At 64.6% G+C, this 21,869-nt stretch carries 15 protein-coding genes; 11 read left to right on the top strand and 4 right to left on the bottom strand.

Annotated features, from left to right (window positions below):
- Positions 1 to 1,317 (top strand): bifunctional folylpolyglutamate synthase/dihydrofolate synthase, encoded by a 1,317-nt coding sequence (locus tag QOL62_RS02370; RefSeq protein ID WP_283405033.1) that lies wholly within the window; start codon positions 1 to 3, stop codon positions 1,315 to 1,317.
- Here QOL62_RS02370 and QOL62_RS02365 read toward each other — a convergent pair.
- Complete coding sequence (locus QOL62_RS02365) at positions 1,314 to 2,642, bottom strand: AmpG family muropeptide MFS transporter (protein ID WP_103727788.1); 1,329 nt, start codon at positions 2,640 to 2,642, stop codon at positions 1,314 to 1,316. The two genes, QOL62_RS02370 and QOL62_RS02365, sit on opposite strands and share 4 nt — an antisense overlap.
- 95 nt (positions 2,643 to 2,737) lie before the next feature.
- On the opposite strand from QOL62_RS02365, the gene QOL62_RS02360 reads away from it, so the two are divergent.
- On the top strand, positions 2,738 to 4,180 hold the full coding sequence (locus QOL62_RS02360; RefSeq protein ID WP_283405032.1) for a pseudouridine synthase: 1,443 nt from the start codon (positions 2,738 to 2,740) through the stop codon (positions 4,178 to 4,180).
- On the top strand, positions 4,177 to 4,734 hold the full coding sequence (gene rsmD, locus QOL62_RS02355) for a 16S rRNA (guanine(966)-N(2))-methyltransferase RsmD (protein ID WP_233203731.1): 558 nt from the start codon (positions 4,177 to 4,179) through the stop codon (positions 4,732 to 4,734). The genes QOL62_RS02360 and rsmD overlap by 4 nt, the downstream gene beginning before the upstream one ends.
- Before the next feature lie 27 nt (positions 4,735 to 4,761).
- Here rsmD and QOL62_RS02350 read toward each other — a convergent pair whose 3' ends face one another.
- On the bottom strand, positions 4,762 to 5,400 hold the full coding sequence (locus QOL62_RS02350) for a hypothetical protein (protein WP_283405031.1): 639 nt from the start codon (positions 5,398 to 5,400) through the stop codon (positions 4,762 to 4,764).
- A 113-nt stretch (positions 5,401 to 5,513) separates the two neighbouring features.
- Here QOL62_RS02350 and QOL62_RS02345 point away from each other — a divergent pair, with 113 nt between their 5' ends.
- From QOL62_RS02345 to QOL62_RS02320, 6 genes are all read left to right on the top strand, one after another.
- Positions 5,514 to 7,823, top strand: coding sequence for an ATP-dependent helicase (locus tag QOL62_RS02345; RefSeq protein WP_430438265.1), 2,310 nt, complete (start codon positions 5,514 to 5,516; stop codon positions 7,821 to 7,823).
- Between the two features lie 156 nt (positions 7,824 to 7,979).
- A complete protein-coding gene (locus QOL62_RS02340; RefSeq protein WP_283405030.1) occupies positions 7,980 to 9,419 on the top strand; it encodes an aromatic ring-hydroxylating oxygenase subunit alpha in 1,440 nt (479 codons plus the stop codon).
- Positions 9,420 to 9,525: 106 nt separating this feature from the next.
- Complete coding sequence (locus QOL62_RS02335; RefSeq protein ID WP_283405029.1) at positions 9,526 to 11,586, top strand: AsmA family protein; 2,061 nt, start codon at positions 9,526 to 9,528, stop codon at positions 11,584 to 11,586.
- A gap of 284 nt (positions 11,587 to 11,870) precedes the next feature.
- Positions 11,871 to 13,130, top strand: coding sequence for a class I SAM-dependent methyltransferase (locus tag QOL62_RS02330; RefSeq protein ID WP_103727792.1), 1,260 nt, complete (start codon positions 11,871 to 11,873; stop codon positions 13,128 to 13,130).
- 79 nt (positions 13,131 to 13,209) lie between these two features.
- Entirely contained in the window at positions 13,210 to 14,154 is a 945-nt protein-coding gene (locus QOL62_RS02325; RefSeq protein ID WP_283405028.1) for an NAD-dependent epimerase/dehydratase family protein, read from the top strand.
- Entirely contained in the window at positions 14,151 to 15,131 is a 981-nt protein-coding gene (locus QOL62_RS02320; protein WP_283405027.1) for a glycosyltransferase family 2 protein, read from the top strand. Before QOL62_RS02325 ends, QOL62_RS02320 begins: the two co-directional genes overlap by 4 nt.
- Positions 15,132 to 15,210: 79 nt before the next feature.
- Here QOL62_RS02320 and QOL62_RS02315 read toward each other — a convergent pair whose 3' ends face one another.
- Complete coding sequence (locus tag QOL62_RS02315) at positions 15,211 to 16,221, bottom strand: hypothetical protein (protein WP_283405026.1); 1,011 nt, start codon at positions 16,219 to 16,221, stop codon at positions 15,211 to 15,213.
- A gap of 46 nt (positions 16,222 to 16,267) precedes the next feature.
- On the opposite strand from QOL62_RS02315, the gene QOL62_RS02310 reads away from it, so the two are divergent.
- Both QOL62_RS02310 and QOL62_RS02305 read left to right on the top strand, forming a co-directional pair.
- Positions 16,268 to 17,017: a 2OG-Fe(II) oxygenase gene (locus QOL62_RS02310; protein WP_283405025.1), complete on the top strand. Its 750-nt coding sequence runs from the start codon at positions 16,268 to 16,270 to the stop codon at positions 17,015 to 17,017.
- A 40-nt stretch (positions 17,018 to 17,057) separates the two neighbouring features.
- Positions 17,058 to 18,848, top strand: a complete 1,791-nt coding sequence (locus QOL62_RS02305; protein WP_283405024.1) for a 2OG-Fe(II) oxygenase family protein — start codon at positions 17,058 to 17,060, stop codon at positions 18,846 to 18,848.
- Between the two features lie 101 nt (positions 18,849 to 18,949).
- Here the strand turns inward: QOL62_RS02305 and QOL62_RS02300 are convergent, their stop codons facing one another.
- The gene (locus QOL62_RS02300) at positions 18,950 to 21,814 is read right to left on the bottom strand and encodes a TonB-dependent receptor domain-containing protein (protein ID WP_283405023.1); all 2,865 of its coding nucleotides are present in this window, start codon (positions 21,812 to 21,814) and stop codon (positions 18,950 to 18,952) included.
- Positions 21,815 to 21,869: the final 55 nt, after the last annotated feature.

Genomic DNA, 21,869 nt, shown 5'->3' with positions numbered 1-21,869 from the left:
ATGCGTGACTTCGCCGTGTCCGACGCGCCCGCAGTCCAGGCGCAGCTGGACAGGCTCGCCGCGCTTTCGCTGCCGCAGGGGCGGATCGGGCTTGACGCCATCCGCCTCCTGCTGGCGCGGCTGGGCGATCCGCACCTTGCCATCCCACCGGCGTTCCACGTGGCCGGTACCAATGGCAAAGGATCGACCTGCGCCTTCCTGCGCTCCATCCTCGAAGCGCAGGGCTACACGGTCCACGCGATCACGAGCCCGCATCTCGTCCGTTACAACGAGCGCATCCGCATTGCAGGCGAACTCATCGGAGATGACGAACTGGCGAGCCTCCTTGGCGAAGTGCTTGATGCCGCCGGGGGGCTTGAGGTCAGCTTCTTCGAGACCACGATCGCCGCCAGCTTTCTTGCCTTCGCACGCCACCGGGCAGACGCCTGCGTGATTGAAGTGGGCCTAGGGGGCCGGTTCGACGCCACCAACGTCCTTCCGGCGCCGCTGGTCTGCGGCATGGCGACGCTCGGCATCGATCATGAGCGGTTCCTCCTCGCTCCCGAGGAAGACACGCCTGCCGAACCGCTGACGCGCATCGCCTTTGAAAAAGCGGGCATCCGCCGTTCTCACGTACCGCTGGTGACGCAGGCCTACACGCCGGAGGTCGCCGCCTTCCTGCAATCGCTCGCCGCGTCCGAGGACGTGCCGCTCTTCGCGCGGGGCGAGACGTGGAAGGCGCAGGCAACAAGCGATGCGCTCTGGTTCGAAGACCGCGACGGATCGCTCACGCTGCCCCTGCCGCAGATGCCGGGCGCACACCAGGCCGACAACGCTACCTTGGCCGTGGCGATGCTGCGGCGGCAGGACACTCTGCGGATCGACGCGGCGGCTTTCGCGGAGGGCATTCGCAATGCGCGCTGGCCGGCGCGAATGCAGCTTCTGAGTGACGGCCCCCTCACCGCGCTCGTCCCCGGCACCGCCGTCTGGCTCGACGGTGGGCACAACCGCGATGCCGGTCTGGCGCTGGAGGCGTTCCTGCGCGAGCGGGAGATCGCGCCTCATCTGATCCTCGGCATGATCGCGGGCAAGGACCCGGCCGCCCTGCTCGATCCACTGCACCGACTGGTGGAAAGCGTGACGATCGTACCGGTGCCCGGGCATGAATGCCACGCATCCGACGCGTTTGCGGACTGGCCGCTCGAAACATCGAGCGCGCCGGACGTGGAAACCGCGCTTCGCCGGCTTGAGACGCGCAACCCGCGATCGGTCCTGATCGCGGGCTCGCTTTATCTTGCCGGTGCCGTCCTGCGCGCCAATGGCGAGCTTCCGGTTTAAGCCGGCGGCTCGTCCGGCCCGACTTCTCCGGCAGTCCCCAACGCCTCGTCGACAAGACCGCTGCGGCTGAGCCACCAGAACAGCACGATGCCGGGAAGCGCGGCCACGGTAGTCAGCAGGTAGAAGTTGACGTACCCCATGGCATCGATCAGGGCGCCGGCCGTGGTCCCGGTGACGAGCCGCCCCACCACGCTCGCCCCGGCGGAGATCAGGGCGTACTGCGCGGCCGTGTAGCGCAGGTCGCACAAGGCGGAGAAGTAGGCGATGACCACCACCCCGCCGTAGCCCGAAGCGATGTTCTCGAACCCGATGGCGCCAGCCATGCCCCAGTTGCTGTGTCCCGCCGCCGCAAGCGCCGCGAAGCTCAGGTTTGAGACGCCCATCAGAACCAGCGAAAGGAGCACCGATCGCTTCAGGCCGAGGCGGGCATAAGCGACGCCACCAATGAACACACCGATCATGTAGGCCCAGAAGCCAAGGCCGATATCATAGATGGCAATCTCGTCGTTCGTGAATCCAAGGTCATCAAACAGGAGACGGAACGTGAGATTGGCAAGCGTGTCGCCGATCTTGTGTACAAGGATGAACAGCAGCACCAGGAACGCACCATGGCGCTGGAAGAATTCGCGGAACGGCCCCGCGATGGAGGACCATACCTCGGCCATCCCCTTCTTCTCGACCACGACCTTGCGCCGCTCCGGCTCACCCAGGATGAGCGCGGTCAGCACGGCAGGCAGCGCGAAGAGCGCGCAAGCAGCGTACCCGACACTCCAGCCAAAGCGGGCGGACAGGACAAGCGCCAGGGCGCCGGCTCCGGCAGAGCCGATCCGCCAGCCGTACTGGCTCATGCCCGATCCGGTGCCTAGCTGATACGGCTTCAGCGTCTCGATCCGATAGGCGTCGATCACGATGTCGAAGCTGGCGCCGGCCACGCCGACCAGCACCGCCGCCAGTACCGTAGCGCCCATATCCGACGACGGATCGACCAGCGCGAGGTTCAGCACGGCCGCCATCACGGCGAGGCCGCAGACCAGCATCCACGACACGCGCTGCCCCAGCCGGTGCAGGACCGGCAGGTGGACGCCGTCTATGATCCATGCCCAGAAGACTTTCAGATTGTAGACCAGGAACGCCAGGGTGAACGCCGTCACGGTCTTCTTGTCGATCCCGTCCTGCGCGAGCCGGGTCGTGAGCGTGGCGCCGATCATCGCATAAGGGAAGCCCGAGGACATCCCCAGCATGAAGGCTGCCAGCGATTCCCGCTCGAAATAGGGCTTGATGGAATTCCAGACGCTTCGACGCTCTGCACTGTTACTGGCGTCCACGCCGGTCTCCTTAAAGTCGGTTCGGGCCAACTTAGCGGGCACGGACGCGAAGGGAAGGCTGGATGAAGCGGCGATCAACAGGTATGGGCGATCGAATGTCCAAACCTCCCAGCAGATCTGGCGGCTCCGGCCGCGATGGCTTTTCCCGTGGCGGCCCGCGCGGCGGCAAAGGCGCTTCCGGCGGCGGCGCACCGCGTGGCGGCCGTGGCGAACGCGGCGCTTTCGGCAGCGCATCCCGCGACGGCGGACCACGCCGCGAGGATTCGGAACGGTCCAGGGCCGGCAGGGGCGAAGGCGGCGGACGCGGTTCGCGTGGTCCCGCCCGGCGCGAGGCCCCCCGTATCGGCAGCCGGGACGATTTTCGCGACGAGCTGCCCCGGCGTGGTCCGCGCGACGGCGGCACCCGTGACAGCTCTCGGGCCTCCGGGGCGCGCCATAAGGATGAGCGCGATGCTCGCCGGGCACCGGGCCGCAGCCCGGCCGCTCACTCCGAAGCGCCTCGCGGCGGTCCGCGCCGGGATGCACGGAGCAGCGGCTCCGACAGCTATCGCAGCGAAGGACGGAGCCGCGCGCCGGTTTCGGATCACCGTGGAGAGAGGACGGAGTTCCGCGCCGAACGTCGCCCGGGCACCTGGCAGGAATCCGGCCGCGACAGTTCGCGCGGCGGCCGGCAGCGCGATGGATACCGGGATGGCTCGCCGGGCGGCGCGCCCGCCGGCCCTCGTCCGCGCAGCCGCCCCGGACCTGCCCCTCGCGCCGCTGGCCCCACGCCCAAGGACCCCTCGCTTCCGGCCCGCGAAGGCGAACGCATTGCCAAGCTGCTCGCACGTGCAGGCATAGCCAGCCGCCGCGAAGTGGAGCGCATGATTGCGGAAGGCCGCGTGAAGCTGGGTGAAACGGTGATCGACACACCGGCTACCGTCCTCACCAGCCTTCAGGGCATCACGGTGGACGGCACCCCCGTCCGCGACCCGGAAAGCACGCGCCTCTTCCTGTTCCACAAGCCCGGCGGCCTTATCACCGCCGAGCGCGATCCTGCCGGGCGCCCGACGATCTACACCGCGTTGCGCAATGCCCTGCCGCCGGGCGCTGGCCGCGTAATGCCGATCGGCCGCCTCGACCTCAACACCGAAGGGTTGCTGCTGCTCACCAACGACGGCGAGTTCAAGCGCCAGCTCGAGTTGCCGGCGACCGGCGTGCCCCGCACGTACCGCGCCCGCACCTTCGGCGACATCACGCAGGCGCAGCTTGAGGATCTCATGGAAGGCATCGAGGTGGACGGCGTGATCTACGGCCGCATCGACGCCAATATGGAGCGCCGGACCGGCCGCAACCAGTGGATCGAGATGACGCTGACCGAAGGCAAGAACCGTGAGGTGCGCCGCGTTCTCGAAGCGCTCGGCCTTCAGGTCAGCCGGCTGATCCGCGTTGCCTACGGTCCCTTCCGTCTTGGCGATCTGCCCAAAGGCGCCGCGGGCGAAATCAGCCAGCGCGATCTGGAGAACTTCCGCCGTACCCTGCCGGAGAGCAAGGCGTGAGCGGCAACCTGCGCATCATCGCGGGTGAGTGGCGCGGACGCAAGCTGGCCGCGCCGGAGGGTGACACCACCCGCCCGACGGCCGATCGCACGCGTGAGACGCTCTTCTCGATGCTGGTGAGCCGCCTTGGCGACTTCGACGGGCTCAAGGTGGCGGATCTCTTCGCCGGATCCGGAGCACTCGGCCTCGAGGCGCTTTCGCGCGGTGCCGCGCATTGCCTCTTCGTGGATCAGGACGCCGGGGCGATTCGTGCAATCCGCCGCAACATCTCCAACCTGCAGGCACAGGCGCGCAGTGATGTGCGCGCGTCGTCCGTGCTTTCGCTCGGGCCGGCGAAGGAGCCTCTGGACCTCGTGCTTCTGGACCCGCCCTACGACACCGGGGCGGGAAGCGTCGCCATAGACAAGCTCGCCCGGCTGGGCTGGATCGGCGAGAGCACCTGGGTCAGCCTGGAAACCGCGAAGGGAGAAAGCGTCTCCCTGCGCGGCTTCGAGGCGGATGCCACACGCGATGTCGGCAAGGCGCGGCTGCACCTGCTTCGCCGCGTCGCCTGACCCGGCTGGCCCGGCTGGCTCGACCGCTTACTTGCCGCCGGGATTACGGCAGTTGTCCGTGACGGTTTTCGTGCAGCGTGGATATTCCTTGTCCATGGCGGTCGCGGGCGGCGGGGTCAGCGCACCTTTGTAGGGGCCGCCCTGGTACGATGGGTCCGCCGGCATCGCAGGAGGCGCCGCCTGGCCGGCGGCCCGGGGATCGGGCACACCTGTCGTCGGCATGCCCTGTCCCGGCGGGTTCGCTTGTCCCGGCGGGGTTGTGGGCGTTTCGCCGCGCAGCTGCTGGACAACCGAATTCCAGGCGGTTTGCCGCTGCTCGGGTGTCATTTGGTAGATCTGCCCGCGCTGGTCTGGCGTCAGCGCCCAGTAGCCTTTCTGCTGTTCGGCATTGAGCGTCCAGTAGTAGACCTTGTAATCGTTAGGCCAGCTTTCGTAATCCCTGCGTTGATCGGGCGTCCACGCGTCGTAGAGGCCCCGCTGCTCCGTTGTCAGCGTCGGCGCAGGAGCGCCGGTAGTGGCGGACGTGATCGGCGGCGACGGCTTGGCCGGCGGACTCGCCGGCATGTCCATCGGCCGAGGCTGGGTTGCCCCGCTCTGCGCCTGAAGCATGGCCGGAGCCGCCAGAAGGCTGAGAGCACCACAACTTGCGAGCAAAACCTTGCGCATTCTCACTCTCCGTTATCGTTACGCTGCCTCAATGACGAAAGGCACCGACAATCGTTCCGGAGGCGCGACGAACCGGGCTTGCGCCGAGCCACTCCGTTCCCTAGTTGTTCACGGTGAACAATCCTTACTTCCCTCCTGCTAGCGATTCCGACGCGGATCAGAACGATCCGCTCATCAGCGGCTTGAACGCGCCGCAGCGCGACGCTGTTCTCACCACCGAAGGGCCTGTGCTGATGCTGGCCGGCGCGGGCACCGGGAAAACGGCCGCCCTCACCGCACGGCTTGCTCATCTTGTCCGCAGCCGCCTCGCCTGGCCCAGTGAAATCCTCTGCGTCACCTTCACGAACAAGGCCGCGCGCGAAATGCGCGAGCGTGTGGGACACCTGATCGGCCCGGCCGTCGAAGGCATGCCCTGGCTCGGCACCTTCCACTCCATCGCCGCCAAGATGCTGCGCCGCCATGCTGAGCTGGTAGGCCTGCAGTCGAACTACACGATCATCGACACGGACGATCAACTGCGCCTGCTCAAGCAGTTGATCCAGGCCGAAGGCTTGGACGAGAAGCGCTGGCCCGCCCGGCAGCTCGCCGGCTGCATCGATCGCTGGAAGAATCGCGGTCTCAACCCCGGCGATCTCGATGCCGGGGAGAGCGAAGCCTATGCAAACGGTAAAGGGCAGAAGTTCTATCAGCTTTACCAGGAGCGGCTGCGGGCGGTGAACGCCTGTGACTTCGGCGATCTCCTGCTGCACATGCTGAACATCCTGCGCACCAATCGCGATGTGCTGGAACAGTATCAACAGCGCTTCAAGTACGTCATGGTGGACGAATACCAGGACACCAACCAGGTGCAGTACCTATGGCTGCGTCTGATCGCGCAGGGCCGCCAGAACATCTGCGTCGTTGGGGACGACGACCAGTCCATCTATTCCTGGCGCGGCGCCGAAGTGGCGAACATCCTGCGTTTCGAAAAGGATTTCCCCGGCGCCAAGGTCATCCGGCTTGAACAGAATTACCGTTCTACGCCGCAGATCCTGGCCGCCGCCTCCGGGCTCATCAACGAGAACAGCGAGCGCCTAGGCAAGACTCTCTGGACCGAGCGTCACGCCGGAGACAAGGTCCGCGTGATCGGTGTCTGGGATGGGCCGGAGGAGGCGCGCCGCGTCGGCGACGAGATCGAACGCCTTGAGCGCGAGGGCGCTCCGCTCGATCAGATCGCAATCCTCGTGCGCGCGCAATATCAGACCCGCGAGTTCGAAGACCGCTTCATCTCGATCGGTATGAAGTACCGGATCGTTGGCGGCTTCCGCTTCTATGAGCGGGCCGAGATCCGCGATGCCCTCGCGTACTTGCGAGTCATCGCCCAATCGGCCGACGACTTGGCGTTCGAACGGATCTACAACGCGCCCAAGCGCGGCCTCGGCGCCAAGGCGCTGGAGGCCTTGCACACGCTGGCCCGCCGACGCGGCATCCCGCTCGCTCACGCCGCCATCGAAATCGCGGACACGGACGAGCTTCCGGCCCGCGCCCGCAACACCTTCCTTTCCCTGATGCGCGACTTCGCCCGCTGGCGAGACCTGTCGGCGACGGTCGGCCCGGCAGACCTCCTGCGCACGGTCATGGACGAAAGCGGCTACACCGATGCCCTGCAGGCGGAAAAAACCGCCGAGGCCAACGGCCGCCTTGAAAACCTGGTCGAGCTTGCGCGGGCGATGGAGGAATACGACAGCCTTGGCGACTTCCTCGAGCACGTCAGCCTCGTCATGGACAACGAGAACGCGGCGGATGAGGAAAAGGTCACGATCATGACCATGCACGCCGCGAAGGGACTGGAATTCGACAACGTCTTTCTACCCGGCTGGGAAGAGGGCGTGTTCCCCTCGCAACGCGCGCTCGATGAGGGAGGCCTTGCCAGCCTCGAGGAGGAGCGCCGGCTCGCCTACGTGGCGATCACGCGCGCACGGCGCAAGTGCACCATTCTCCATGCCGCCAACCGCCGCATATACGGCCAGTGGACAAGTTCGATCCCCTCGCGCTTCATCGCCGAACTGCCGGACGATCATGTCGAAAGCGAGACGACGCTTACCGGCGGCGCCTCGTTGTGGCGCGCGCAGTGGTCGGAGCACACCGATCCCTTCGCGGACGTGGCGCGCCTGCAGCCATCGCGCACGGTCACCCGGGGGCCGGGCTGGCAACGCGCCGCCAGCCGCGAGTACGACGCGACGCCGCGCCGGGTCGCGGAATCCACCCGCAGCGCCGCCAGCTTCGCCGCCAAGCCGCGCACCGACGTCGCCGTGGGCGATCGCGTTTTCCACGAGAAGTTCGGCTATGGCGCGGTGCTCGCCCAGGAAGGCAACAAGCTTGAAATCGCGTTCGAACAGGCCGGGACCAAGCGCGTGCTCGACAGCTTCGTAAAGCCGGCATGACCGGCGGCGGGCCTGATCCGGTGCCCGCCGCTTCCTCCTCGGTCAAGCCCAGTTACCGCGCGTGCGATCCCGCGCGGAACTGGCACGGATTGCCTCTGCAGCGTAGCCCTGTACACTGGTTCAACATAACCAGAGTCAGAGCGAGAGGTATTGGAAGTGCTCAAATCAGCCGATGGCGGTCTGCGGCCGGTGCCGTTCCCGATCGACGATCCTGAGAGGATCCCGGTAAAGCGGTACTACGACGCGGAGTTCTATCAGGCGGAAGTAGATCATCTGTGGCCACACGTCTGGCAGATGGCCTGCCGGGAAGAGCAGATTCCCGAAATAGGCGACTGGATAGAGTACGAGAACGTAGGGAAGTCCGTCATCATCGTTCGCACGAAGACGGGCGTGAAGGCCTTCAACAACGCCTGCCGCCACCGGGGCGTCCCCTTTGCGGGCGGTTCGCCGCTTGGCTCCTCGCATGCCACGGCCCACGGCAATTGCGCGAAGAGCGGCTTTGTCTGCCCGTTTCACGGCTGGCGCTGGAACATGGATGGCGAGAACACGCTCGTCTACGGCAAGCACCTGTTCTCCGATCGCCAGATCGATGAGGATGATATCAACCTCATTCCCTGCCGCGCCGAAGTCTATGGCGGCTGCGTCTGGATCAACCACGACAACGATGCGCCCTCCGTTCGCGAAAGCCTTGGCCCCGTTGCCGACCGCCTCGAAGCGCACAACCTGCACAAGCTGCGCGCGGAATGGTGCTATGGCACCGTGCTGCCGGCCAACTGGAAGATCGCGATGGAAGCCTTCATGGAAGGCTACCATGTGATGCAGACGCACCCCCAGCTCCAGCTTGCCGTGCCAACCATGTACGACAGCATGTACGCGATGGCCGACAATCCGGAACGCCATCCGCAGATGGCGGATTCCAGCCTCACCATCGAGGAAAACATCGCGGCGCAGATCCGCAACATGGAACTGCTCAGCGAAGGCATGGCGGGAATGCTCCACAGCAAGGAAGTGGAAATCGCGCGATCGCTCCAGCACGCCACGCAGGGGCTACCCGAGGACAAGGGCCAGGCCATGATGATGTGGCTGGGCATGGTCATGCACCAGGTCAGCGCCCAGTTGAAGGAGCGTGGGGAGCCGATCCCCGATCTTATCGCCGTGGCGCAGTCGGATCCGGTGAACGCCGTGGAGTTCCTCTTCCCGCACTACTTCCTGCTGCCCTACTTCAGTTCCATGTCGGCATACCGCATCCGACCGCTCGGGCCCGAAAGCTGCTTCTTCGAGATCTGGTCGCTTACGTTCTTCCCTGAGGGAGAGGAACCGGAGCCGGTCATGGAACCGATCGTGCTGCCGTTCGACAGCCCGGATTTTCCGCCGATCCCGCGTCAGGACTACTCGAACATCCCGCTGCAGCAGAAGGGCGTCCACGCCTCGGGCTTCGAATTCATGCGCCTCTCCAGCCGCGTCGAAGGGATGATCAGCAACTACCAACGCATCATCGATGGCTACATCGCCGGTTTGCCGGGAGAAAAGCTGGCCGCAGCCACGAACAAGCTGGGCGGCAATTTCGACGGCCCGATCGAAGATCTCGGCTTCTGACACAAATCTCGGGAAACGCGGGCTGATGCCGGCCCGCCTTTCTTCCTGTTGCACAAAGCCATAGGCGCAGGAAACCAAACCCCGGTCTCGCGCGCTTCATGGCATCATGGACGCGGTATCGACTTCAGATCCGAAGAATGCTCCTGACGGCTCCGCCTCTCGGCGCAGGACGCTGCGGCTGGTGCGAAACGTCCTGCTTGCGGTCGTAGGCGTCATCTTTGCTGCCTGGCTCATCCTCTTCATCACCAAGGGCCGCTTCCTCAAGCACCCCTTCGAGAGCGTCGCGAGCTCCCTTGCGGATCGGGAGGTGGCCGTCGGCGGTGACTTCCAGCTCTACTTCGCGCCGATCAGGATCAAGTTCCGCGCCGAAGAACTCAGCGTATCCAATCCGAAATGGGCCGAGCAACCCAGCCTCTTCACGGCCAGAAGCGTGGATGCCCGCATAGCGCCCCTTTCCATGCTGTTCGGCCGGCGCCGCTTCTACACCCTCGATATTGTCGAAGGACGTGCAAACCTCGAGTGGGATGCAAGGAGCGAGCGAAACACCTGGACCTTTGGCGATGGGAAGGGCGAACCGCTTGAACTGCCGCGTGTGGACCGGGCGACGATCACTGACATGCGGATTCGCTACGTCGATCCGAAGATGCCCCTGCTGGCCAACCTCGTGCTCGACCCGGTTGTTTCGAAGGATGCGCGGATCGGCAAGGCCGTGTCGGTTCGCGGTGACGGAAGGTTCCGGGACACGCCTTTCCGCGTCACCGCTCGGCTGCTTTCGCCCGATGAGACGATCAACCGTGGCGGCAACGCCATCGAACTGCGCGCGTGGGCCGCCAACAATGTTCTCGACGTAAAGGGCGAACTCCCCTCCCTTGCCGAATTCGAGGACGTGCCGCTGAAGGTACGCGCAGAAGGGCGCGACCTGTCCGAACTGCTCGCCATCATCGATGTCGCGATTCCACGCACGCGCCGTTACGCCCTGACGGCGCAGATGGTGAAGGACGACGAGACCTATCGTTTCACCGGCATGAAGGGTCGATTCGGGCAATCCGATCTGGCAGGCGGGTTCACGATCGCCAATGCCGAGCGCCTGCGCATCGATGCTAAGCTTGTGACGCGCCGGCTGGACATCATCGATGCCGCGCCGTTCATCGGTTACAACCCTGACATCGTCGCCTCGAAGGGCGCCGTCGCCGCCGCTGCGGCATCGGGCTCAGGGCCACGGCACGTCATACCGGACACTGAGTTGCCGGTGGCGATGATGAACCGCTTCGATGCCGGTCTCGATTGGAAGATCGGCGTGATCCGCTCCAGGAACGTGCCGGTCCAGGACATATCGCTAAAGCTGGCGCTGGACCGCGGGCTGTTGAAACTTTCGCCGCTCACCTTTTCGATGGCGCGGGGCGATGTCGCCTCCGACTTCATCTTCGATACGCGCAAGCGGCCGGCCGCGATCAGCTACGACATCCGGCTCGCGCCCACGCCGATGGGGCGCCTGCTGGCCGGGTATGGCGTCGCCGAGGCCGGCACGAGCGGCACGATTCATGGACGTATAAAGCTGGCCGGGCGTGGCGACACCATCCACGATTCGCTGGCCACTTCCTCCGGGCGGATCGCTTTCATGATGCCCAAGGGCACATTGTGGACTCGCAACGTGCAGCTGGCGGAACTCGATATAGGAACGTTCGCCTACAAGATGTTCCAGGGCAAGCTGAAGAAGCCGGTAGAAATAAATTGCGGTCTCGTTGCATTCACCGTCAACGGCGGACAGGCAGCAGCGGACCCGATCCTCATCGACACAAGCAAGAACGTTATCACCGGGCGCGGCGGCTTCAGCTTCGACACCGAAGCGCTGAGCCTCGCCTTTCGCGCCGACGGTAAGAAGTTCAGCCTCTTTTCCGGACAGTCCCCGGTCGGCATCGAGGGACGCTTTGCCGAGCCATCGCTTCAGGTCATCAGCCCCGAGCTGCTCGGCCGCGCCGGCGCCGGCCTAGGGCTGGCGGTGGCTGCCACTCCGGTCGCCGGCCTTCTTGCCTTCGTGGACATCGGCGATGCGAAATCCGCCGCCTGCGGGCCTGTCCTTTCCGGCGCCCGCGCAGCCGCCCAGCGCACGAGCAAGGGCAAGCCCCGCGACGATGTCGGCAAGGGCAAGCCGAAGAAGGACGACTGAGCACCTGATTTGGCCTGCCAGACCGTGCGGGCGACGCCCGCTCCCCCTGCCGTGCGACGCTAGCTCTTTCGTCAGGGGCCTGTCTAAACCTGCCTAACCCTGATGCCCACTTCGTTCGTGAAGCGCCCTGCCCTTACTTTCGGCAGCGAGCGCAGACATTCGCCTGCACTGTCACGGACTGGAGTTCTCGATGCCCGTCGTCCCGCATACCGGTTACCGGACATACGATGGGGTGGAAGCTTTCGCCGTGACGCCATCCTACTCCACCAGCTCCGAGGCGCACCATGCTTGAACAACTCCATCGCGCAGAAGTCGACGGCAGCACCCTGCATACCTGCCGGGCCTGCAAGGCACCGGAACCGTACCTGTTCCTGCCGCTGGGTGACCACGCGCCGGGTCAGATGCTAATCCGCGCGGAAGATCTGGATAAGCCGCAGCCTGCCTTTCCGCTGAACACGCAAGTCTGCCTGGAATGCGGGCTCATTGAAATCGCGGACCAGGTCCCGGATGATTTCTTCCGTCACTACCTCTACGTCCCTTCGGGAGCGGCGCGGATGCACAGCCACTTCGCAGGGCTCGCCAAGGTGCTGGCGGAACGCGCCGACGGCGGCCTGATCGTCGACATCGGAAGCAACGACGGGCTGCTGCTCGCCGGGTGCAACGCATTGGGATGCCGCACGCTGGGCTTCGACCCTGCGGAGAACATCGCCGCTCTTGCTGCCGAACGCGGTGTCGAAACCTTCATCGACTACTTCTACCCGAAGTCGGCGGCGACCGTGCTGGAAAGCCACGGACCGGCGAAGGTCATAGTAACGACCAACACCTTCAATCACATCGGCGACCTGCATCGCTTCATGGAAGCGATCTGCGTGCTCCTGGCGCCTGACGGCACGTTCGTCATCGAAGTGCCGCGCGCCAAGGAGTACATCGATCACACCGAATTCGACAACATCTACCATGAGCATGTGTCGGAGTTCAGCCTCCTTTCCATCGCCAAGCTGGCCGAGTTCTTTGACCTGGAAGTGACGGAGGCCACGTCGCTGCCCGATATTCACGGCGGCTCCATGCGTGTCTTCATCAACCGCAAGGACCTGGGCCTTGGCGCCAGCGATGGCGTGGAAGCGATGCTGGCGGAAGAACTCTCCGGCGGAATGCTCGTTCGAGAGACCTACGACGAACTCGCCAGCCGTATCGGCACGATGGGTGGCGAGGTCATCGCGATGCTGGACGAAATGAAGGCCAAGGGCCTGAAGATCGCGGGATACGGTGCTTCCGCAAGAGGCAACACGCTCATTACGCACTTCGGCATCGACCGGCGCTATCTGGATTTCCTCGTCGATCGCAATCCGCTCAAGCACGGCCTGTATTCGCCCAACACCCGAATCCCGATCCGCCCGGTCGAGGCGATCGAGGAGGAGCGACCGGACGTGCTCTTCGTGCTGGCGTGGAACTTCTTCGACGAGATCTATGAACAGCAGTCCGCCTTCCGCGCAGCGGGCGGCAAGTTCCTGGTGCCGCTGCCCGTTCCCAGGATCGTCTCCTGAGAACAGGTAGAACGAAGGCGTTCGACTGCACGAGACACGCTTGGCAAAGGGGGGCGCGGTGCGCGGGTCCGTTTCACTGGTGACAGGAGCAGCCGGCTTCATCGGCTCCCACCTGACCGCGCGACTTGTTGCCAGGGGGGACGATGTACACGTCGTCCTGCGCCCCGGCAGCAACCGCGCCCGCCTCCTGTCAGTGATGGAACGCGTCACCGTCCACGAACTCGACCTTGCGGATCGCTCCGCCGTCCGGGCGGCGATCAGGGCAGCCTGCCCGAACCGCGTGTTTCATCTCGGCGCCGAGACCCGCTTGTCCGATCAGCCTGCCTTCGACACGGCGCGCAAAGCCCTGCCACTCTATGTGGAACCCGCGTTCAACCTCGTCGAAGAGCTGGCGGCTCTACCTGATCCGCCCTTCATCGTCATCCGGGCAGGAACGATCGCCGAGTATGGTCAGGCCGAAACGCCATACCGCGAGACGGGACAGCCGCTGCCGCTGACGCCTTACGGCGCCGGGATGCTGGCGGCGACACACGGACTGTCCATGCTCGCGCCGATCCTGCCCTTCCCCGTGATCACCGCAAGGCTTGCGCTGTGTTACGGCCCCGGCCAGTCGCGCAGCTTTTTCGTGCCTGCGCTGGTGGATGCCCTCCTTTCGCGACGCTCCATCACGGTGGCCCGGCCGGAGGACCGCCGCGATCTTATGCATGTCACCGACGCGGTCGAGGGGCTGCTGCGGCTTGCCGACTTCGCTCCGGCGGATTGCGAGCTGGTGAACCTCGCCACCGGCATGGCACCCACGATGCGGGAGGTCGCCGAACGCGTTGTCGCGCAAATCGGCTGCCCAGCCTCGCTGGTCAGCTTCCGAACGCTGCCGCCGGGCGACGTCCCGACCCGGCTGCTCTCTTCCCCTGACCGTGCCAATCGTCGCTTCGGCTGGCGTGCGCGCATCGGCCTGGAGGACGGGCTTCGTGCCACCATCGAGGCCGAACAGGCAGCTCGTGAACTTCTGGGACATCTGCCGTGACCGCCGAACACAAGACTCTGGTGTCGATCCTCGTGCCCGCCTTCAACGAAGAACAGAACGTCGTGCGCTGCTACGAGGCGATAGTGCGGGTCTTCGAGCGGCTGCCCAAATACGCCTACGAAGTCATCGTCACGGATAATCACTCCACCGACCGCACGTTCGAACTGCTGGAGGATCTGGCGCGGCGTGATCCGGCGCTGAAGGTAATCCGGTTTTCCCGGAACTTCGGCTATCAGCGCTCGCTCCTTTGCGCGTACAAAGCTGCAAGCGGCGCCTGTTCGATCCAGATCGACTGCGACCTTCAGGATCCGCCGGAGATGATTCCCGAGATGCTCCGGCAGTGGCAGCTGGGACATAAGGTGGTCTACGGCATCCGTCGCAGTCTCCAAGACAGCTTCCTCGTCGCAATGGCACGCCGCGCGTTCTACAGCCTCATAACCGCGATCAGCGATGATGAGCTTCCCCTCAACGCGGGCGAGTTCCGGCTGGTGGACCGGCGGATCCTGGTAGAGCTGCAGAAGGTGGACGACGTCTCCCCTTACCTGCGCGGCCTGATCAGCTCGATGGGATTCTCCCAGATCGGGCTGGAGTATGACAGGGCCGATCGCACCGCGGGCGAGAGCAAGTTTCCGCTCAAGTCGATGATCTCGCTGGCCGTCGACGGCGTGCTGAACCACTCGCTGCTTCCCTTGCGGCTCGCCTCCATCGCGGGCGCTCTGGTGGGCGTGCTGACGCTGCTGCTGACGTTCGGCTATCTGGTTGGTCGCTTGCTGCTGGGGCAGCAATGGCCCGCCGGCTTCGCGACGACGACGGTGCTCCTGCTCATCTCCATCTCATTCAATGCGATCTTCATGGGCATACTTGGAGAGTACGTGGGTCGCCTTTTTCAGCAGTCCAAGGACGCCACCGGCCCCATAGTGGAAGCCAAGCTCAACTTTCCCGAAGTCGTCAGCCTGGCCGCTCGCGACAAGCGCTGACCTTGCTTGGGGCGCAATGACCCCACGCCAGGGATCGCAACGCTGCGGTTCATCAACCAATCCGCGCACAAGCCATCCGTCACGCCAGCTGCGGGGCAGCGACCTTTGTCGCCCACCGCTCGGCACCAAGGATCTCGGCTCCGTATCGGCGAAACAGATCTTCATTGACGGCGACTTCCCGGGCGCCATCGAAGGCTGCATCCGCCTTGGCATGCGTTTGAAGGGACGCAGAAAGGCTGGCGTCGCCGGCAAAGCCCTCCAGACCCAGCGCCGCAGCTGCCCGAGCGGCTGTCGCCTGCGGATCACCGATCAACGCCGAAAAGTTGATGTGCAGCGCTTCGTCGAAGCGGGGCGCGATTTCGGCAAAGGACGATTGCTGCGCCAGGAGCGACAAGGCTGAGAGGCGGAGCGCTTTCTCCAGGGAACTGCCGGTGACCGTCGCTTGCCGGATCAGGGAGTCCAGAGGCGACTGGCTGCGCGCGGCATGTACAGCGTAGCGGCTAAGATAGGCGATGCGATCGTTCCCGCCCCGCAACGCCGCGATCAGCAGTGTGCGCAAATCACTCGTCAGCCACACCGCGCGCTCAACGCCGGCATCGACCATCTCCGGAAACATGGGATTGATCCAGTTGGTAGGCTTGATCGCGATCGCGGCTCCACCGGGGGATCGGCCAAGCTGGGCGAGTGCGAACCGCAGAGCGGGCACTGTCTGCTTTCGGCGCTCTACGGGCAATGCGGCATGCCACGCCGCAATATCGGCAAGGATCTGTGGCTCACGCAAGCAAACGACCCTTCCGGGCTGCGTCAGCATCCGTGCCAGCAGCGTCGATCCGCAAAAAGCCGTGTGCAGAATCAACGGCGGCCTCTGGTGGCACCCAGTGTCCGACCAGCAGCCAAGCGCGTCCTCAAGTTCGACAACATACTCCTCGCCCGTCACCGACAGGGCGGTCCTTCCATCAAGGAAGGCGCTACTTTCCAGAGTCCGGGCATCGACGCGAAGGTAGAGAAGCCGACCGCTGCGAAAATCCAGCCGGTGAGGGAAGTTGCGCCAATCAGCGAGAAACGTCGAGAGATTGGCTGGCGAGTGCATGACGATTCCGTTGTTTGCGCTATGGTGAGCGCGCGCAGCTATGCGCATGTCGCCAGCAGCCAGCAAGGACTCTCGCGTGGACCATTTCAGGATCGGACCCGATCTCAACATCGACTCGCTTCGGGCCGAATTCGCAAGTCAGGGCCGCGTTCGCATCCGCGGCTTCCTCGCCGAGGAAGCGGTACGGCAGCTTGCCGATCATCTCGCCGCGCGATCCGACTGGCGGCAGATGATAAACAGTGGTCCCAAGTTGTTCGAGCTGGATCGCGAGATCCGCAGTTCCATGACCCCCGCCCGCCTCAGCGCCCTCGACCAGGCGGTCCACGATGGCGCTCGTGCGGGCTTTCAGCATCGCTACGAAGCCGTGCGTGTGCCGGACGAAATGGCCGCCCGGGAGGCGGCGGAAGACATGCTGAGCCGCTTCGTGCGCTTCATGGCGAGCAAGACAACCCTTGAACTCGTCCAGCAGGTCACGGGCATTTCCGATATCGATTTCGCGGACGGTCAGGCGACGGGCTACGCTTCCGGCGACTTCCTGACCGAGCACGACGACGCCGTCGCGGGCAAGAACCGCCGGGCCGCCTATGTGTTCGGTCTCACGCCCAAATGGCGGCCAAGCTGGGGCGGTCTTCTCCTTTTCCACCAAGGTGACAGGGTTTCGGGCTGGTCCCCAGGGTTCAACACGCTCGACCTGTTTGCAGTGCCGCAACCGCACAGCGTGACCATGGTGACACCCGCAGCCGCGGGCCGCCGCCATGCAGTCACAGGCTGGCTGCGCGCGATGAGCGGCAACTGACAGGCTTGCGCGTCCCCTATCCCTTCTTCAACATCACTTCATGCAAACGCCCTCACCCGCAGACCCACAGGTGCTGCTGCGCCAAGCGTACGACGCATTTGCCGCCGACAAGCTCGATCTCGCACGGCGACAGCTTCGTCCGCTGTGCCAGGCCTTTCCCGATGCTGCCCCGGTGCTGCATCTGCTGGCCTTGGTCGAGAAGAAGGCAGGACGAGCGGGCGACGCGACCCGCGCCTTCGAAGCAGCCTTGCGTGTGGCTCCGCGCGATCACGAGATACTGACCAACTTCGGCAATCTGCTTGCCGCGACAGGCGCGCATGAGGCTGCCGCCAAACGCTACCAGGAAGCGCTGCTTGCCCGGCCGGGCCATTTCGAAGCTCTGATCGGCCTCGCACTGGCGTTGCAGGACGCGGAACGGCTGGAGGAAGCCATGCAATTTGCCGAAGCGGCAACCGCGGCTCGCCCTCGGAGCGCACGCGCATGGTCTGTGCTGGGATTGATCCAGAAGGCTGCCGGAGACCGGGAGGCAGCCTGGCACAGCCTGTCTCATGCGCTCAGGATCGAGCCCGCACATTTACGCGCCCTTCATGGCTGCGCACAAATCGAACTGGAACGCGGGAATGAGGCAGCCGCGTTGGCCGCCTTTATGTTCGCGCGGCGGGCCGGGCCCGACGATCAAGAGCTACGTCTTGGCGAAGCCATCGCCCGGTACGAAACGGGTGAGCCACATGCCGCAATCCAGTCTCTTGAAGAGGCGCTGAAGATGCGGCCCGATTGGGTGAAAGGCCATCGCGCCCTGGCGGAAATGCGCTGGCAACAAGGCGATCATGCCAATTACGTGCGCAGCCTGGAAACCGCACTTCGCGCTCGTCCGCGCGATCCGGCGCTATGGACCGCTCGCCTTGCGACGCTGGCTAATGCCGGCGAAGTCGGGAGAGCGCTCGACCTCATCCCGCAGGCGCGGAAGGCCTTGGGGCGCTCCCAAACCCTGGATCTGCTGGAAGCCAGCCTGGCGAGCCAGACTGGCGAAGACGCCCGCGCGGACATGGCTTTCGATCGGCTCGCGAAGGTAAGTACCCGAAGCGCGTTGATCGCCCTCACCCGGCACCGGATCCGCCAGAAGCGGCCGGATGCCGCTCAGAAACTGGCTACGCAGATCACCCGGGACATGCCGCAGGACCAGATGGGTTGGGCGCTGCTTGGAACCGCCTGGCGAATGAACGGAGATCCGCGCGCGCAGTGGCTCTACGACGTGGCTGGCGCGATCGGCGCCATCGACATTGATCGGTCCGTCACCGACGCGGCCGCGGACAGGCTGCGCGAGCGGCACCGGAGCATCAGCCCGCCGCTCGATCAATCGCTTCGCGGCGGCACGCAGACCAGCGGTGATCTGTTCGCGCTCGCCTTTCCGGAAATAGTGGCTTTGAAGGAGGCGGTACTGAACGCGCTTCAGGACCATCTCTCGATGCTGCCGAAGGGTGATCCGCTTCATCCCCTGCTACGAAGGATGGCGGCACCGCGCCTTGCCGGTTCCTGGTCTGTCCGGCTGCAAGGGTCGGGCTTCCACATCAATCATGTGCATCCGCAAGGCTGGCTAAGTTCGGCCTGCTACATCGCCCTGCCGCCATCCGATCCGGAAAGACCGCGAGCCGGATGGCTGAAGTTGGGGGAGCCGCCTGAAGATCTGCGGACGGACTTGCCCCCGCTTGGCTGGATCGAGCCCGCGCCCGGGCGACTGGCCCTGTTTCCTGCCTATCTCTGGCACGGAACAGCCCCCTTCGAGGTTGGCGAGCGCCTGACAGTGGCCTTCGACGTGGTGCCTGCGAACTGAAAGCGGAGGGTGTGCAGCCACCGCAAGGCTTGCTTTCAATCCGACAAAAAAAGGGCAGCGAGGATGCCCTCGCTGCCCCACTTCTTATCAGAGAAGGACGATTAGAACTTCAGCGTCGCGTTGGTGAACCAACGGCGGCCGTACACGTCGTAGGTCGACGGGAAGGTGTTGGCCTGCTGGTTGTTGGCGTCACCGATCAGCGGCGGCTTGCTGTTGGCGATGTTGTCCACGCCGATCGTCAGGTTGAAGTTGTCGCTTGCTTCATACCCGATGGAGAGATCGTAGTACTTGCGATCACCAAGCGCCGGCTTGAACAGCGCCGAATAGCCCGACTGACCGTCATCCGTCGCACGGCCAATGTAGCGCGCAAGAGCGGACAACGTAACCGGACCGGTTGCCCAGGTCACGCGGGCCGAACCGCGCCACTTGGAGAACGGATCGCCGCAGAACGCGCCGAACCGGCCTTCGCAATTCACCAGCAGGCTGGGGATGGCTGCGAGGTTGTTGTTCGCATACTTGATCAGACGCGTACCCGACACGCGCACCGACAGACGCGATTCATTGTCGAAGAAGCCGAAATCGAGGCGGCTGCTGTAGCGCAGTTCGAAGTCGACGCCTTCGGTCTTGATCGAGCCCGCGTTGAGTGCGGTGTTCAGGAGATCCTGAACCTCGTACGTCTGGGGATTACGCGGGATCAGCGAACAGAACGACGTGTCGAACGGCGTGAAGCCGTTGTCGGGCGTACCGAAGCACGCATCACGCACCGAGGTTGCGCCCGGTCCGCTGACCAGGATCGCGTCCTTCAGCTTGATGTTGTAGTAGTCCACCGTCAGCGACAGGCCCGGTGCGAAGCTGGGCTGCAGCACGGCGCCGAAGGTATAGGTGTCCGACGTTTCTTCCTTCAGATCGGGATTGCCGCCGTAGACCGCACGGATCTGGCTGCTACCACCCTGAAGGTCGGTGCCGAGCAGAGCGGCCGGAACGCCATTGGCGATACAGCTTGCCCGCAGGTTGGCGTTGGTGACTGCTGCAGCGGTCGAGCAGTAGTCCTGGAACGCCGGGAAGCCGACCGATTGCCCGCCGAACAAGGCAGCCACGGTGGGTGCCCGGATGGCGCGCTGGAACTGGCCGCGGAAGGTAAGGTCCTCGATCGGAGCCCACTGGCCGCCGGCGGACCAACTCAGAGCGTCGCCAACCGAGTTGTTGTAGTGCGAGTGGCGGATTGCGCCGTTGAACTCAAGCCGGTGCATGAAGGGCTGGTCGGCCACGACAGGGACCGAAAGCTCACCGAAGAAGTCGCGAACCTTGTAGCCGCCGACCGTCTGCTGACCGGCGTTGAAGCCGACCACGTCACCCGAAGCGAGATAGAAGTCAGGCGAGAACCGACCCTTCTCCGAACGCCACTCTGCACCAAGCACGACGCCGACCGGCGCTGCGCCGAGACCGAAGTCGAACAGATCGTTGTTCACAACGGTGAACTGAGCGACCTGCGATTCGATGACGGTGGTGTTCTGCGTCGGGATCGCGATGAAGTTCGCGGCCTCTGGGGAGAGGTTGCCGGCACCGAAGATGTTGGCCGGTACGCAGCCTTCAATGTCGCTTACGCAGACAAGATTGCCGTCCGCGTCGAACTGCGTTTTTACAGCTGCCTGGAAGCGACTGATCGCGATGTTGCCAGACTGCTGTTCGTTGTTCTGGGTCCGAGCGTAGCTGTAGTAGCCCTCGTAGGTCCAGTTTCCAGCGATTTCGCCGCGTGAACCGAACAGAATGCGGTACGCGTTGCGGTCGTTGCGGGACGAACGGCTGCCGACTTCGAGGGGGCGCTTGGACGCATTCGCCGTAACGTAGCCGTCGCCGTCGATGTCGTACGGCGTCAGGAGCGCGCGGGTGGAGTCCGCCAGGAACGGTGAAGCCAGCTGGATTTCGATCGGGAAGCCCGAAGCCGGCGATGTCGCCAGTTCGGTGTTCACGCGGTTGTTGATGAAGGTCAACTCGGTGAAGAGATCGAAGTGTGGCGACACTTCGTAGTGCGCGGAAGCGTGAGCCATCCAGCGCTCCTGCGGAACCTGCAGATAGTTGGCGGGAGCGAAGTTGTAGGCGTCGGCAGTCGTGATGGGACGGATCGAACCATCCGGATTGAACTGGCCCGAGACTGCGGGAAGATCCAGCGTACCATCACCGTTGAGGTCGACGCCGCCGACCGACAGGCGACCATCGGGCGTGGTGCCCGAACCACCGTAGTAGAAGCCGCCTTCATCGTCGTCCGAGATGGTCTGCCTCGAGAACGAACGAGCGCCCTGGAAGATCGACTTGCGCTTCGTGTAGTCGGCGAAGACGGTTACGTTGCCACGGCCATCGGCGAAGTTGCCGCCAATTGCGACGTTGGTGTTGAAGGTACCGCCGTCACCGGCTTCGGTGATGCGGTACTCGGAGCTGGCGACGACACCTTCAAAGTCCGTCTTGAGGCGGAAGTTGACGACGCCGGCGATGGCGTCTGCGCCGTAGACTGCCGAACGACCACCGGTAACCACATCGACGCTTTCGATCAGCGCGGACGGGATCGTGTTCAGGTCGACGACCTGCGACGTGTCGTACGGGATGTATCGGCGGCCATTGACGAGGACCAGCGTACGCGCGGCGCCCAGACCGCGAAGGTCGACCTGTGCCGAACCGTCACCCGGGTTATTGGAGGCAGCCGAGAACGAAGGGATGACCTGCGGCAGATCGTACAGGACCTCCTCGACGTTCACCGCACCGGACTGGGCGAACTCCTCGGCAGTGATCACCTGGACGGGGCTTGCCGACAGCAGGTCGGTGCGCGTGATGCGCGAGCCCGTCACCACAATCGATTCACCGCCCTCCGGAGTACCGGCAGCTGCGTCCGTATCCTGCGCCATAGCAGGGCTGGCCGAAAAGAGACACAGCGCCAGCGGCGCCGCACCCGCGCTCAGAAGTGCGCGGCTCACTACGATCTTCTTGGTTTTCAAAGTAAAACCCCCTTATTGCCCGAAAGCGCCAATT

The organism is Novosphingobium panipatense, from assembly GCF_900182875.1.
In the GTDB taxonomy this organism is placed as follows: Bacteria; Pseudomonadota; Alphaproteobacteria; order Sphingomonadales; family Sphingomonadaceae; genus Novosphingobium; species Novosphingobium panipatense.
This window is presented reverse-complemented; position numbering and strand designations above follow the sequence as displayed.

What these genes read in the sequence shown, in the direction of transcription:
- QOL62_RS02370 (WP_283405033.1), top strand. Translation starts at nt 1, where the DNA reads ATGCGTGACTTCGCCGTGTCCGACGCGCCCGCAGTCCAGGCGCAGCTG.
- QOL62_RS02360 (WP_283405032.1), top strand. Translation starts at nt 2,738, where the DNA reads ATGTCCAAACCTCCCAGCAGATCTGGCGGCTCCGGCCGCGATGGCTTT.
- QOL62_RS02350 (WP_283405031.1), bottom strand. Translation starts at nt 5,400, where the DNA reads ATGCGCAAGGTTTTGCTCGCAAGTTGTGGTGCTCTCAGCCTTCTGGCG.
- QOL62_RS02335 (WP_283405029.1), top strand. Translation starts at nt 9,526, where the DNA reads ATGGACGCGGTATCGACTTCAGATCCGAAGAATGCTCCTGACGGCTCC.
- QOL62_RS02330 (WP_103727792.1), top strand. Translation starts at nt 11,871, where the DNA reads ATGCTTGAACAACTCCATCGCGCAGAAGTCGACGGCAGCACCCTGCAT.
- QOL62_RS02315 (WP_283405026.1), bottom strand. Translation starts at nt 16,221, where the DNA reads ATGCACTCGCCAGCCAATCTCTCGACGTTTCTCGCTGATTGGCGCAAC.
- QOL62_RS02310 (WP_283405025.1), top strand. Translation starts at nt 16,268, where the DNA reads ATGTCGCCAGCAGCCAGCAAGGACTCTCGCGTGGACCATTTCAGGATC.
- QOL62_RS02305 (WP_283405024.1), top strand. Translation starts at nt 17,058, where the DNA reads ATGCAAACGCCCTCACCCGCAGACCCACAGGTGCTGCTGCGCCAAGCG.